This is a genomic window from Bacillus pumilus, from assembly GCF_038738535.1.
GTDB lineage: Bacteria > Bacillota > Bacilli > Bacillales > Bacillaceae > Bacillus.
In genome coordinates, this window is sequence record NZ_CP046128.1 from 2,241,889 (window position 1) to 2,255,510 (window position 13,622).

The following is a 13,622-nucleotide window of genomic DNA, read 5'->3' on the forward strand; positions in this document are numbered from 1 at the left end:
AAATTCCGGCTTCTTTTCATTCCACTAAGCACTCAACATAATAAAACCATATCATTGGTTATGGAGCTTAATTCCATTACACTCCTTATATTCATTTGCCATCGTTTCTATACGTTTATGTGAATTATGGTTAAAATGGTAAGTCAAAACAGGATCGTTCTTTACTTTTTCATCTTATTGATTAAGAATTTTAATCTCTAGTCTAAATATAGTGTTTTTTATAAACAGACAGTAATTACCATGTCGTGGCATGTCTGTTAAAGTAACCACCTGTCTTAAATCCAACTTTTTTATAGGAAAAATTGGATGGCTAGTTCTCCATGTTTTATAATTACTGATACAGAACTCCGGCTTGCTGAAGTTTTTCTATCCTTTCAAAATCCTTTACATAAATGATCTCAATTTTTTGACTGCTTTCTTCATATTCCCCTTAAAAATTAATAATCACTTTCCCTTTTGGTCGTCCATTTGCGACTAGTTCTAGCGCTTCATTTACGTTGTCTATAGTAAATAGTATTGGATGAATTGCTGGAACAATGTTGTTTTCTTCAATGATTTTGGTAATCTCTTTAAGTTGTGCGCCGTCAGAACGAACAAAAATAAAATGATATTCCACGTTTTGTTTCTTAGCTTTGCGGTCATAATTTGCGCCAGCAAGGGAAAATAATATTCGTTTCCACAATGGGGAATTTAGGTATTTCCCGAAACGTTTATTTGGTCCTGTACGGAGAGAGAGCAATCTTCCGCCCGGTTTGATGATACTCAATTCACTGTCAAATTCTTTAGGTCCCAGTGTATCAATCACGTAATCCACATTCGACAACAAGTCAACATAGTTTTCTATTGCATAATCCAAATATTGGTCTGCACCCATTTCCAAAGTGCGTTCGCGCGCTTCTGAGTTGCCACTAACAATGACATTTAGGCCCATTTCCTTTGCTATTGGTACAGCCATTTGACCAAAGCTGCCTGATCCACCTGGAATGAAGACAGATTTACCTGACTGTGCCTCAAGTTCTTCATGTAGACCTTGATACGCTGTGAGTCCAGCCAGTGGTACAGCAGCGGCTTCCACGTAAGACAAATTTTTTGGCATGGGTGCAATTGCGGCAGCATCAATTGCGGCATATTCCGCAAAAGCACCAATTTTTTTAAGGGGAAGACGTGTATAGATGGCATCTCCTACGTGAAATTCTGTCACATTTTTTCCGATTTTTTCGATAACTCCTGTCAATTCATTACCAAGCGTTAATGGGAATTCATAATCTTGAATCAGTTTCACGCTGCCTGTAATAATTAACATTTCGAGTGGATTGACTGCCGCAGCTTTGACCTTTACCAAGACTTCGTTTTCATCGATTTCTGGAATTGGAATGTCATTGACTTTGGCATGGATATTTTTTGAATACTTGGTGATCTGAGCTGCTTTCATGAGTGTTTTCATTTTTTCATTAGCATCCTTCCTTGAGATTATTACAGCTGGTGTTCCCACACTCAATCAGTAGAACAGATGTTAGAGTTCATCAGCCCATAGCGTTCGAATGCAGTACACGTCAGCCAGTGTAGCGCAATTCATGCGTCAAGCATTTTTCAGTTGTATGCCTTTTTTAAGCATTACTGTCCATTTTGCAGGTTCAATTTAAAAACTACTTTTCATTCCCTTTTTTTTGTTACAAAAATAGAGAGTCACTTCCCAGTCCCAAACTGTTTGTGGAACCTTGATATTTGCCATAAGTTATACTTATCTCTTGCGCTTTGCTACGTGTCATTGGTGCCATCGCTAAACGATTATGTTACCATATATATAAAAATTAGATTTAAAGGCTTTCTAGTATTGGAAAGATCGGCTTTCTCAACTTAAATTCATAGTTTTCATCTACAACCCCAACCACTTCATCTTTGTCATAAACCTCCATCATAAAACCTGCCATTTGCTTAGCTGTGTGGTACATAGGGAGATTTGCTTTGTAATCAAACTCTTTTATATCATTTGCATGTTTTGCGAATTCTGTTTCCGTCATTGCTGGTGCTAAAACTTTTGCCTTCATTTTCGCACCTTTCAGTTCAAGTTCTTTTGCAAGCCCTTCGGTGAAGGCACTAACATAATATTTAGAAGCAGAGTAAGCAACACTGCCAACAGCAATTACATATCCAAGTGCTGAGGATACGTTAATTAATTGAGTTCCCTCTACATCAGCATATTCTCTTACAAATAGTGTAGAAAGGATTGTCAAGGATTCTATGTTCACGCGTAACATGGTTTCTACTTTATCTAAATTCTGATCTATGACAGAAGAGGTTTCACCAAGACCAGCATTATTAATCCAAGTCTCAATTTGATACTCCTTTAAACTGTTATACAGTGTATATGCCTGATCTTTGACAGATAGGTCACTTGTCCGAATAATAACATCTAAACTAGGATTTAGATTCTGAATGGTTGATTTAAGTTCTTCTAATTTATCTAATCTTCTAGCTGCAATAATTAAGTTTTTGCCACGAGCAGCAAATGCTAATGCTGTCTCATATCCGATACCTGAGCTTGCTCCTGTAATAACTGTGTACTTCATATTATTCTCTCCTTAAAAATATTTCTCCTTGTTCTTGACCATGTTTCAGTAGATCAAATAAGAAGGTTTCCGTCTTTATAAAAATCTCTGTAACTTTTTTAGTGAACGATTTATTCCAATACGAGATCTTGGCTAGATGGCAGATCATAATCAACTGCCACTCCCACCTGGTCACCCTCAATTAGGTCAATGCCCTGTTCTTTGCTGTGTGGATCTGACCATACGGGTCACCATTTTGCGCGGCATCAGTCGTGGAAGGAATGCCATGAACCGGTTTCGAGCCCCTGGCATTATGAACGTCTTGCCGCGTAAGAAGCCTCGGTACCCTTCCTCAGCCACCTGCCCGGCCTCCATGATAGCACCACTCTGGAACAACTTCGATTCCCCAATACCCGAACGTTCAACAAAGCCGGTTGACGTCAGTCCCGGACATAGTGCCGTCACAGTCACCCCTGTACCGCTCAGTTCGTTCTCCAAAGCCTCAGTGAACGACAGCACGTACGCCTTCGTTGCGTAGTAAACCGACATCATAGGTCCCGGGAAGAAAGCCACCAACGAAGCCACATTCATCACGCCTCCTTGGCCTCGTTTGACCATATCCGGCAAGAACAGTTTCGTCATAACAGTCAGAGCCTTGATATTGACGTCAATCATATTCGTCTCTTGTTCTAACTGCGTCTCCAAGAACGTCCCGTACAAACCGAAGCCGGCATTATTGACAAGATAGTCGACGACGATCCCCTTCTCCTTGAGCTCCGCAAAAATCTCTTTCGGCACACCGGGTGAAGCCACATCCTTTGCGATGACCGTCGCTTGACTGCCATATCTTTTCCTATATTCCTTTGCGAGCTCCAAAAGCTTACCCTCGCTACGCGCCACCAGCACCAAATTATATCCTCCCTTGGCGAAACGATCCGCCAACTCTTTGCCAATTCCACCCGATACCCCGGTGATAAGAACAGTTTTTTTCATTTTACAGCACACCTCCATTTTTAGTTTAATTAAACCTTTAAAACGTTTTACAGCGTTTCTTACTGCGAGTTGTTACTATGGATGTAGGTTATCGATAATTGTAATTTTTGTATAAGAGGATTTATACTTGCCGCATATATCTCAACTGAGACCTCGCCATTATTTATTTTGGGCTTAGGGAAGTCTAAAAAAATTTGGTTTTTCACCGTAGTTTTCAATCGCTAAAACTTTCATGACAATCCTTCACATTTTTACTTAACGCACATGTATCTATTTATAAAGAATCTAAGAAAAAAAGATATGAATATCCCTAGATGGGATATTCATAATTAATTAAATTATTTTAAGAAAGGATAATCTGTATAGCCTTCTTTTCCTCCTGTATAGAGCGTGTTTTTATCAGGTTCGTTTAGAGGAGCACCTGAATGAATCCGTTCTACAAAGTCTGGATTAGCTAGTACCCAAGTGCCTACTGTGACAACATCTGCAATATTATTATCTACATCAGACGAAAGTTGATCTAGAGGACGACCTGGACGGTTAACAAGAAGTGCTTGGTCCCAAAGTTGACGCACATCTTTTAGGAATTGCTCGTTTCCAAAGTGCATTAAATGCAGATAAGCAAGGTTAAGCTTATTTAATTCACTTATTAAATAGCGATACATCTCAAGGCTATTCTCCCCCTCATCAATGCCTTGCAGTGTTCCTTGAGGAGAAAAACGGATGCCTGTTCTTTCTGCTCCTATTTCATCAACAACTGCTTTAGCTACTTCAATTGCGAATCGAGAACGCCCCTCAATCGTACCACCGTATGCATCTTGACGATGATTGGAGTTTTCACTAAGGAATTGTTGGATCAGATAACCATTCGCTCCGTGAATTTCAACTCCGTCTGCACCAGCTTCAATTGCTGAACGTGCTGCTAAACGAAACTCATTGATAACATCTTTTATCTCAAGCTCACTCAGTTCTCTTGGTGTTGGAATTTCTTTCATTCCTTCTGCCGTGAAAATTTCTACACCAGGTGCAATAGCTGACGGTGCAACTGCTTGGCGGTGGTGAGGTGTGTTATCAGGGTGTGATACACGTCCTACATGCATAAGCTGAATAAAAATATGACCGCCTTCACTATGAACTTTAGAAGTTACTTTTTTCCACCCTCTAATATGATTTTCTGTATAAATACCAGGTGTATTCGTGTAACCTTGCCCATCATCTGAAGGTTGGGTTCCTTCGCTTATAATTAAACCGACTGAAGCACGCTGACCATAGTACTCAGCTACTAAATCGCTCGGCGTACCATCTGGTAAAGCTCTATTTCTAGTCATCGGAGCCATACCTATACGATTTTTTAATTCAATGTTTCCAATACGAACTTTTTCAAATAATTTGCTCATATGAATACTCTCCTTTTTAATAAGAATTAGAATCAAGAAATAAATTTACGTGTTCTGCAAATAGTTCTGGATATTGAAACAGATGCCCGTGACCAGAATCAGGATATATAATCAGCTGTGCTTTGGGTAATTTCTCTGCTAAGATATAACTGTTTTTAGTCGGTACCATCACATCATTAACACCATTAGTAACAAGTACAGGGTGTTTGATGTTTTGTAACCATTCATAATCATGATTAGATTTTTGTTTAGCCCATTTTGCAAGAGCTTGTAATTGTGCCTCTTTTACTTGCTCTGAACTGTTTACTTTTTTCTGATTAAAAATTCTTTGTAGTGAAGCCATTCCTGCAGATTTACTTGTTTCAGTTTGTTCGTAGAAAAAGAACATAAAATCATTTATTCCATCTTCTTTCGTTCCGCCGTGACGATTCATTCTTTCAAAAATCTCTGGATTTGGATTAATACCAGCTTCAGGCGAAGTACCTGCCAAAATCATTTTTCTTACTAAATCTCCTTCTTGTAAAGCTAGCTCTTGTGCAACCATGCCACCAATGGAAAAACCAAGAATGTCGACTTGTTCTAATCCAAGTGCTTTTATAAATGTTGCTGTATCTTTTGCCATATCAGCAATTGTAGTAGGCGTTAGTCCATCGGTCTCACCAACCCCTTTATTGTCAAATAAGATTACTGGGCGTTTATTTGCAATAGGTTCAAGCATGTCTGGATCCCAGTTTTCCAACGTTCCTCTAAAGTGAACAAGAAATACTACTGGTATACCATCTTTTGTACCAAATCTCCTATATGCGTAACGAGTTCCTTCTGCTTCAATAAATTCTGATTCTGTTGGTATTTTAAAATTTCTCATTTTTGTGTTCCTCCTTAGAAATTAAAAAACGATTTATAACTATGCATTATGCTGGTTTGTTTCATGCTTATTTTAGAATGAACATTCTAAAAAGGGTAAAAAAAGAAAGCTAGTCCAACACTGAAAGTGCTAGAGAAATGATGCCTTCTAATTCTTTTTTACTGTAATCAGTTTTTATTAGTACTCTTATACCTACCAAATTGTTGTGTAAGAAACGAGATATGTTATCAGAATCGATTTCTTTTGATAGCTCTCCATTAGTTTGACCCTGTTTTATAAGGGAATTAAACATATCTTCAGTACGATTAAACATTTTTGTAACGATGCGCCCAATTTCTTTGTCCAACAAAGATAATTCAATGGCTGCATTTACTGATAGACATCCTTTTGGGTATTGTTTAATGGAATTCAGTACGAAAATAAAAACATCACGTATCGTCTGTTTAATGGATGAAGTGCTGCTGATTATGCTTTCCATCTCATTAACGATGAGCTCTTCATAATGATGAAGGGAAGCTAAAAACAATGAACGCTTGTCGCCAAATGTGTCATATATACTCCTACGGTGTATCCCCATATGATCCACCAAATCTTGCATGGATGTTTTTTCATAGCCCTGTTCCCAAAATAACTCCATTGCTTTTCTTAATACTTCTTTTTCGTCAAACTCTTTACTTCTAGCCATTTTAATTCTCCTTAAAAAAATCCATGAACCAATACTAACAAAAACAAAAGTCATCATCCATTATAGAATGAACATTCTAAAATAAACACATGAATTACAAACCATGATTACATAATACCCTTTTTAGAACGATAAGTAAAGAATTATACTTCTGCGATGAACACCCATATGTCACCAAGTCTTGCATGAATGTTTTTTCATAACCCTGTTCCCAGAAAAGCCCCATTGTTTTCTTAATGCTCTTTTTTATCAAATTTATTTCTAGACATAATCCCACCTTAGAACGTATTACCTCTTAATTCTGAGAAAGGACTAAGAATCATTGATGCATTCATCCCTCCCTCATTCTAAAATAATAAAGAATGATCACTCTCGTTTGAGTAGCAAAACAGTTAGATCTAACGTGTTTCAAGCATAGCAAATTCAAGAACGATCGGTAAAGAATTTAGAATTCATCATATGTTTTATATGGTTAGCTTTCAATTAAACGTTTTAACTTAAGCTCAGTTTCAGTATTCTCAACTGGAGTATAGACGCTGCATCTTAAATCAGTATCTCCATGCACTTGTAACGAAGTAAGATTAAACAACATTTTACCTACCTTAGCATGACGAAACTCAATTAATACTTCAGGAGCAGAGCTTATCTCATTTTCATTCCAAATTTTATGAAACTCAGGATATGCCTGTTCCATTTCTTGTATAAATTGCTCATACCAGTCATCAGCCACATACTGTCCATAATACGTTCTAAATATTGCGATATATCCTCTAACAAAATGCTCCCAATTCACTGCTAAACTTTTAAATTCCTTTCTTGCGAATAGTAAGCGTATTATATTCCTTTCTGCTGGGGTGATTTGTTCAAAATCCAAAAATACATTAGCTGCTGCTTGATTCCACCCAACAATCTGACTTCTTCTATCTGATATAATTGTTGGACAATAACGAAGTTCCTGCAAAATTTTCACTAAAGCCGGACTGATTTCCTTCTCCTTCTCATTTATAAAGGGTTGTTTCACTCCTTCCTCTAACGCTAGAGCATACAAATATCTCCTTTCATCGTTATTTAATTGTAATGCTCGAGAAATAGCATCTAATACCGAAGTAGACACTTTTATATCTCTACCTTGTTCTAACCATGTATACCATGTAAGACTTACACCGGCTAGTTGAGCCACTTCCTCTCTTCTTAGTCCTGGTGTTCTTCTGCGGGTTCCTACAGGTAAACCAACCATTTGAGGAGTAATTTTCGAACGTTGATTCTTTAGAAATTCTGATAAAGCTTGAAGTCTTGTTTCAGGTTTCATTAAAATCTCCTTTTTAAATAGTGCTAATTATACTAGGATAAACAACAACTTGTAATAGGATAACACAAAAGTTAAAGTTAATAAAAAATAAGGAGGGAAATATTATGAAAAGAGTTGTCATTACTGGAATGGGAATTATTTCGCCTCTAGGAAATGATGTAAATAGCTTTTGGAATCAACTAGTTAAAGGTCAATCGGGAATATCTCTAATTGATTCTTTTGATACTATTGATTATAAAACAAAGATAGCTGGAATGGTTCGTGATTTCGATGTAGATGGAATATTTGGGAGGAAAGAAGCCAAACGATTAGATCGATTTAGTCAGTTTGCTTTAGCAGCAGCCGAACAAGCATTAGAAAAATCACAATTACAGTTAGATAAGGTTGATCTTGAACGTTTAGGGGTATACGTTGGTTCAGGGATCGGAGGTATACAATCACTTGTTGATAATGTGAATGTATTAAATAAACGAGGTCCCGCAAGAGTAAGCCCTAGCCTTGTACCAATGATGATTTCAAATGCAGCTGCGGCTCAAATAAGTATTAGATTAGGGGCACAAGGCCCGTCATTATCACCAGTAACGGCCTGTTCAATCGGGAACACCTCTATTGGTGAAGCTTTCAATGCTATCCGAAATGATGAGGCAGATATTATATTTGCCGGTGGAGCAGAAGCTGCAATCACACAGTTATCTTTGGCTAGTTTTGGAAACGCCCATGCACTATCTACAAAAAACCAAGATCCAAGTCGAGCCAGCCGTCCGTTCGATACAGATAGAGATGGCTTTGTTATGAGTGAAGGCGCAGGTATTTTAGTATTAGAATCATTAGAAAACGCTATTCTTAGAGATGCGCCGATATTATGTGAAGTAGTGGGATACGGAGCTAGTTCAGATGCTCATCATATGGTAGCATCACACCCAGAAGGTAAGGGTGCCTACTTAGCAATGAAAAAAGCATTGAGAAGTGCAAATATATCAACAGGTGAAATTGATGTTATTAGTGCTCATGCAACAAGTACACAAATAGGTGATCGTTCAGAAATTCTAGCTATTAAGAAATTGTTTGGTGAACATTCCCGCAAAATTCCAACAACTGCAAACAAATCAATGACTGGTCACATGCTTGGTGCTGCTGGTGGAGTAGAAGCAATTGCTTTAGTGGAAAGTTTGAGACAAGGAATTATTCCTCCAACTATTAATGTAGAGAATTTAGATCCAGATTGCGACTTAGATGTTGTCTCAAAAACGCGAAATCTTCCAATGAAATATGGACTATCAAATTCTTTTGGCTTTGGCGGACATAATTCAGCAATCGTGTTAAAGAATTATGATTGAAGATCCACCTTTATAATTCAGAGGTGAAATAAATACATCTACCAAGGGTTGATCACCCTTGGTTTCAAATTTAGAATATCATGATCCGGATCTAGAATGTTCATCTGCCCGCCGATGATTTCCGCAAAGAAGGTCACGATGAGTGCATGATGCATTTTATCGTGAAAGAATACTTATCGAACCGAATGAAGTTCATTTACTTTGCAAACATACCCTGTCTCTTCTTTCACCTCACGGACCACGGCCTGCTGCAGGTGTTCACCTTTTTCTACAGTACCGCCTGGAAGTTCCCAATAACCCTTTACATTTTTGACCATTAACATATTTTCTTCCTCATCATAAATAATAGCTGATACTACGTCTACTCGTTTCAAAGAAATCTCCCCAATCATTCTCTGTTTACATCAATTGTCGAATAAATAGCACGAACTGTTCATTTCAATACATTCATTATAATGTATCCTTGATATAAGATAATGGATAAGGGGCAAAACAGCATTCGTGGGCAGATTGGAGGCCACAGCATGTGGATCATCATCATTTTACTTATTGTCCTCATTGGATTTACAGGGAATATCGTTTCTTTATTAAGACAAATGAAAGAGTCGAACGAGAAAATCATACAACTGTTAGAACAGCAAAAACCGAAAAAATAAAAACCTCACCCTTTTAGAGAGAGGTTTTTAGAGTAAGCAATTATTCTTATCGTTTCTCATGAAGCAACATATATCTGATTCGACGAATATAATGCAGTGCAATATGAACGAGACATAAAATGAGCCCGATCATCGCAAGAATATAGATGGGCAGCATCAAACCAGGTACATAGTTGACGATAAAACCCAAACAAAACGCTGTCAGCATATATAGACTGATCAACCTCATCAATACCATCCGAAGCCCTCCCTTTCTACATTCACTTTAACATATTTTCCCTTTATTTTCATGATTGGCTTTTAAAAAAAGATGCGAATCCACTAAGATTCGCATGATCATTACGTATTCGATTCACCTTTCTTCGCGCGCGCTTCCTTCCACTGCTCAAGCTCTGAAACTGTTAATAATTGATATCCTTGTTTGGTCAATTCCTTGATAATCGTGACAGCTGCGTTTGCCGAGGTGTCATAGATGTCGTGCATTAAGACAGTTTCTCCGCTAGACGCATGTGTGAGAATGTAGTTGGCGACGTATTGGCTGTTGCGATATTTCCAGTCCTCAGGATCTACGTCCCAAAGCGTGACTTTCATGTTGACAGCTTCGTTGATCTGCCCATTTGTTCCACCATATGGCGGTCTAAAGTGAGTCGGTGTGAATCCGCCTGCTTTTTCAATAATTTGCTGCGTATCTTCTACTTGTTTGATAGCTTGTTTTAACGGCAGTCTTGTGAGTAAAGGATGGCTATAGGAATGATTTCCGATTTCATTCCCACCCTTTCTGATCTCACCCAGCATATCGGGGTAATATTGAACCCTGCTGCCTAATACAAAAAATGTCGCATGTCCTTTGTTTTCTTTTAAGGCTTTTAAAATTTTTGAGGTCGTGGATGGATTTGGTCCATCGTCAAATGTCAGGGCAATGGCTTTTTGATTTGGGTTGAATGTTGCCTGTTTTGGCAGTTTTACGAGCTTTCTTTTTGGGATCGGTTCTTTTTTCTCATTTTTGTTCTTTTCTTTATGAATATATTCAGGCTTTAACATTCCTTTAAGCACTGTTTTTTTAATCGCCAGCACTTGAGGGCCTTTTTTGTCTGGTGCGATTTGCCCTGCTGGAAAGTAAAATTCAATAAAACGATCCTTGATGGCAAAATACTGATAATGCTCTGCCGAAGGAGACGTTCCTTGCTTGAGCAAATGCTCATTTTCAGCAAGAGAGCGATCTTTTTTTAATTCATCAAATGTCATATGAGACAGTTTTTGCAGATCTTCTTTCTTTGATAAAAATAAATCATCTATTGATAAAAAATGCTGTTTCTTGAAATCAAAATTGAACAACTTCGTTTGATGTGCGCCTTTTACTCCGCCTTTCAATTCATATGTATTGAATTTGATCGCAGCGGTTTGTTTGGCATAATGAGTAATCTCGTAATCTATGTTTAATTCGTATCGATGATCTTCATCGACATCGCTTGCTTCACTAAATGATGTTTTGAATTTGTCGAGCGCTGTTTCTGCAAATCTTTTCATCTCTTGATCTAGCTTTTTTTGATGAAACACTGGATAGTTCACAGCATATCTCAAGTATCTCCCGTCATTCACGAGAGTGACAATTTCAACTTCTTTATAGCTCGCATCTGGTTCTACCTTCTTCTTCTCTGTCCCGCTTGCCTGCTGATTATGATAAAACGCAGCGATTCCGATGATGATTGCAAGTCCGCATAGGACGAGACTGATTTTCCATTTCATTGACACAATGATTCCCCTCTCGTGATGGCGTCATGTCTTGATGACGTGTGTTTGTAGGATAGACTTTGCGCCAACCCGATTTAGTTTTCAAAAAACACATTTGTCACATTTTCGTCACAATTAAGAGAGGTTGAAAAAAAGGGCTTGATCTCTCAGCCCTTTGATTATTTTTGCATATATAGTTGAAATAATTTCGTTTCTTCATCAATAGAACTCGCTCGATCAAAAGCCGCTCTAACCGTCTTCGTATTGTTCATGAGCTCATACAGCATTGTCAGGACAAAGATAAATGCCGCATCTCCATCAATGTAATCATCAGGCGCTGTATAGGACAAAGCACCTGCTTCTAAAAAGGCTTCTGCAAGTTTTTTCTCACCTAGTGTGCAGCCGGTTGATATGACGTGAACCCCTTTTAACGAAGCATACCGCTTGATTTCATCCGCTCCAAAAGTTACACCTCTAGGCTCCCCATCTTCGTATACATCTTCCCCTAACTCCGGCATGAGAAACGCTCCTTCTTCCCCATGAAAAGATAAAAGAAAGTAGTCCGTCTCCCTTCTATTTCTCCCAGATAACACATCAATCAGATCATTGGGTCTGCCTATCCAATGCATATCGACTTTTGCACCAAAGTTCTCAAATGCTGCACGCAGGGCAAAAGATTCTAGCTCACTATTTGGTCCTGTTGCTAATGTAATGCGCATGGTCTGTTGTTCCACTTGTATCTCCTCCAAACGATGATAAAAATAAACCCATTTTTTCTTCATCTGCATATGTATCCGTCCATTTTAGTGCACTGATCAATACATTTGCTCGATGTCCTGTCGTTCTCGTGCGAAGGAAAGAGCTTCCGTCATCAAGACTTGCCTACTCCCTTTCCGTGGGCACCAGCCGTTACATACATCACTGCTACATTCGCTCGGTGCTTTAATTTCTGTAAGGTTTCTTGGATGAGCGTGACCGTCCCCACAAGCTGCCCTTGATAAAAGGTGCCAAAGGTCCACATAGATTGTGCCGAAGTAAAACGAGCCGCATATTTGTCTTTTGTATCTATTTGTTCTTCTTCATAGCTCATCGCAAAGCCCTCTGGATGTAATCGCAGTGCTTCTAGTCTTAATGCTGTAAATTCTTCAGCATCACCTGCGTTAACAATTGAATATTCAGACAACCACCTCCAACAGAATGATTGATACTTCCAATTTTATCTTGAAAGGAGGTTTTGATCAAAGGATATTGATCCCTTAGCACCAATCTCTTTTCCTACATGCAATTAGACATGCTTATCCATCTGCGAAAACAAGGTATTTCCGATCATGTTTACTCGTTTTATCCTAGCAAAAACGATTCTTTTCTCACTTATCTTTTCACCTTTTTTATATTAATCTATAACTAATTCATGAAAAAAAAGAAAAAAAAGGATTGCTATGAATGAAAAGATATCATAAGATAGAATAGTAATAAAAAGTCAAAAAAGGGAGGAATTTGATATGACAGAAACAAGAAACGAAATCAAACTACATGTTCTTTTTGGTGCTTTAGCAGTAGGTTTCCTTATGCTAGCTCTTTTTTCCTTCTCGCTACAGATGCTGCCAGTTGCTGATCTAGCAAAAGAATTTGGTATTCCAGGCAGTGTTGCAGCTGTTGTTTTGAACGTTGTTGAAGCGGGCGGAGCTGTTACAACAATCGTCTCCATTTTAACTGCTGTAGGATCAGGTGGTCTTTCTCTTATTGCAGCGGCTGGTAAAGAGACCATTCGTCAGTACCTTAAAGCCCAAATTAAGAAAAAAGGCCGTAAAGCCGTTATTGCTTGGTAATTCATTTTTATGACTCAATAGAAGGAGACTTTGTTCTCCTTCTATTTAAATTTTGATGCAGGTGAGAAGATGTTATATCCATTATTATCACTACTTCTATCAATTAGAATTCAACAACAATATTCAAATCTAGCTCAGTTTATAATACGTAAGGTTCCATTTTTCACATCGTTTTCTTCTAAACAGTACATATTATTTTCTTGTATCCTTGATACTTTATTCGGATGTATGATTGTATTCGTTATTTCTTCGTTTCTTTACTCTCCGATCT

15 protein-coding genes are annotated in these 13,622 nt (G+C 38.1%); 3 read left to right on the plus strand and 12 right to left on the minus strand.

What is annotated here, in order from left to right; all coding sequences use genetic code 11:
• Positions 1-430 precede the first annotated feature (430 nt).
• The 7 genes from GKC25_RS11355 to GKC25_RS11390 form a co-directional block, all read right to left on the minus strand.
• Positions 431-1,444, minus strand: a complete 1,014-nt coding sequence (locus GKC25_RS11355) for an NADP-dependent oxidoreductase (protein ID WP_003217281.1) — start codon at positions 1,442-1,444, stop codon at positions 431-433.
• Between the two features lie 373 nt (positions 1,445-1,817).
• Entirely contained in the window at positions 1,818-2,570 is a 753-nt protein-coding gene (locus GKC25_RS11360; protein ID WP_106031284.1) for an SDR family NAD(P)-dependent oxidoreductase, read from the minus strand.
• Positions 2,571-2,756: 186 nt separating this feature from the next.
• The gene (locus tag GKC25_RS11365) at positions 2,757-3,542 is read right to left on the minus strand and encodes an SDR family NAD(P)-dependent oxidoreductase (RefSeq protein WP_003217300.1); all 786 of its coding nucleotides are present in this window, start codon (positions 3,540-3,542) and stop codon (positions 2,757-2,759) included.
• Positions 3,543-3,880: 338 nt separating this feature from the next.
• Complete coding sequence (locus GKC25_RS11370; protein WP_342689795.1) at positions 3,881-4,939, minus strand: alkene reductase; 1,059 nt, start codon at positions 4,937-4,939, stop codon at positions 3,881-3,883.
• A 16-nt stretch (positions 4,940-4,955) separates the two neighbouring features.
• Entirely contained in the window at positions 4,956-5,804 is an 849-nt protein-coding gene (locus GKC25_RS11375) for an alpha/beta fold hydrolase (protein ID WP_034661396.1), read from the minus strand.
• A gap of 109 nt (positions 5,805-5,913) precedes the next feature.
• Positions 5,914-6,489, minus strand: coding sequence for a TetR/AcrR family transcriptional regulator (locus tag GKC25_RS11380; RefSeq protein ID WP_003217451.1), 576 nt, complete (start codon positions 6,487-6,489; stop codon positions 5,914-5,916).
• A 472-nt stretch (positions 6,490-6,961) separates the two neighbouring features.
• Positions 6,962-7,798: a helix-turn-helix transcriptional regulator gene (locus GKC25_RS11390; RefSeq protein WP_034661397.1), complete on the minus strand. Its 837-nt coding sequence runs from the start codon at positions 7,796-7,798 to the stop codon at positions 6,962-6,964.
• 104 nt (positions 7,799-7,902) lie between these two features.
• On the opposite strand from GKC25_RS11390, the gene fabF reads away from it, so the two are divergent.
• Entirely contained in the window at positions 7,903-9,135 is a 1,233-nt protein-coding gene (gene fabF / locus GKC25_RS11395) for a beta-ketoacyl-ACP synthase II (RefSeq protein ID WP_003217365.1), read from the plus strand.
• Positions 9,136-9,308: 173 nt separating this feature from the next.
• Here fabF and GKC25_RS11400 read toward each other — a convergent pair whose 3' ends face one another.
• On the minus strand, positions 9,309-9,509 hold the full coding sequence (locus tag GKC25_RS11400) for an NUDIX hydrolase (RefSeq protein ID WP_003217377.1): 201 nt from the start codon (positions 9,507-9,509) through the stop codon (positions 9,309-9,311).
• Between the two features lie 150 nt (positions 9,510-9,659).
• Between GKC25_RS11400 and GKC25_RS11405 the strand changes: the two genes are divergently transcribed.
• The gene (locus GKC25_RS11405; protein ID WP_260850340.1) at positions 9,660-9,791 is read left to right on the plus strand and encodes a hypothetical protein; all 132 of its coding nucleotides are present in this window, start codon (positions 9,660-9,662) and stop codon (positions 9,789-9,791) included.
• 46 nt (positions 9,792-9,837) lie between these two features.
• Here the strand turns inward: GKC25_RS11405 and GKC25_RS11410 are convergent, their stop codons facing one another.
• The 4 genes from GKC25_RS11410 to GKC25_RS11425 form a co-directional block, all read right to left on the minus strand.
• A complete protein-coding gene (locus tag GKC25_RS11410; RefSeq protein ID WP_003217441.1) occupies positions 9,838-10,029 on the minus strand; it encodes a hypothetical protein in 192 nt (63 codons plus the stop codon).
• A gap of 101 nt (positions 10,030-10,130) precedes the next feature.
• Positions 10,131-11,543: a polysaccharide deacetylase family protein gene (locus tag GKC25_RS11415; protein WP_342689796.1), complete on the minus strand. Its 1,413-nt coding sequence runs from the start codon at positions 11,541-11,543 to the stop codon at positions 10,131-10,133.
• Between the two features lie 158 nt (positions 11,544-11,701).
• The gene (locus GKC25_RS11420) at positions 11,702-12,256 is read right to left on the minus strand and encodes a hypothetical protein (RefSeq protein WP_034661402.1); all 555 of its coding nucleotides are present in this window, start codon (positions 12,254-12,256) and stop codon (positions 11,702-11,704) included.
• Positions 12,257-12,393: 137 nt separating this feature from the next.
• Positions 12,394-12,705 carry a hypothetical protein gene (locus GKC25_RS11425; protein ID WP_252067788.1) on the minus strand — a complete coding sequence of 104 codons (312 nt, stop codon included), beginning with the start codon at positions 12,703-12,705 and terminating at the stop codon, positions 12,394-12,396.
• Between the two features lie 319 nt (positions 12,706-13,024).
• Between GKC25_RS11425 and GKC25_RS11430 the strand changes: the two genes are divergently transcribed.
• Positions 13,025-13,351: an uberolysin/carnocyclin family circular bacteriocin gene (locus tag GKC25_RS11430; protein WP_034661404.1), complete on the plus strand. Its 327-nt coding sequence runs from the start codon at positions 13,025-13,027 to the stop codon at positions 13,349-13,351.
• Positions 13,352-13,622 lie beyond the last annotated feature (271 nt).

Bases quoted from the DNA above. Each gene is read 5' to 3' on its own strand.
- GKC25_RS11390 (WP_034661397.1), bottom strand. From the start codon at position 7,798: ATGAAACCTGAAACAAGACTTCAAGCTTTATCAGAATTTCTAAAGAAT.
- fabF (WP_003217365.1), top strand. From the start codon at position 7,903: ATGAAAAGAGTTGTCATTACTGGAATGGGAATTATTTCGCCTCTAGGA.
- GKC25_RS11375 (WP_034661396.1), bottom strand. From the start codon at position 5,804: ATGAGAAATTTTAAAATACCAACAGAATCAGAATTTATTGAAGCAGAA.
- GKC25_RS11405 (WP_260850340.1), top strand. From the start codon at position 9,660: ATGTGGATCATCATCATTTTACTTATTGTCCTCATTGGATTTACAGGG.
- GKC25_RS11370 (WP_342689795.1), bottom strand. From the start codon at position 4,939: ATGAGCAAATTATTTGAAAAAGTTCGTATTGGAAACATTGAATTAAAA.
- GKC25_RS11365 (WP_003217300.1), bottom strand. From the start codon at position 3,542: ATGAAAAAAACTGTTCTTATCACCGGGGTATCGGGTGGAATTGGCAAA.
- GKC25_RS11430 (WP_034661404.1), top strand. From the start codon at position 13,025: ATGACAGAAACAAGAAACGAAATCAAACTACATGTTCTTTTTGGTGCT.
- GKC25_RS11380 (WP_003217451.1), bottom strand. From the start codon at position 6,489: ATGGCTAGAAGTAAAGAGTTTGACGAAAAAGAAGTATTAAGAAAAGCA.
- GKC25_RS11410 (WP_003217441.1), bottom strand. From the start codon at position 10,029: ATGGTATTGATGAGGTTGATCAGTCTATATATGCTGACAGCGTTTTGT.
- GKC25_RS11360 (WP_106031284.1), bottom strand. From the start codon at position 2,570: ATGAAGTACACAGTTATTACAGGAGCAAGCTCAGGTATCGGATATGAG.
- GKC25_RS11355 (WP_003217281.1), bottom strand. From the start codon at position 1,444: ATGAAAACACTCATGAAAGCAGCTCAGATCACCAAGTATTCAAAAAAT.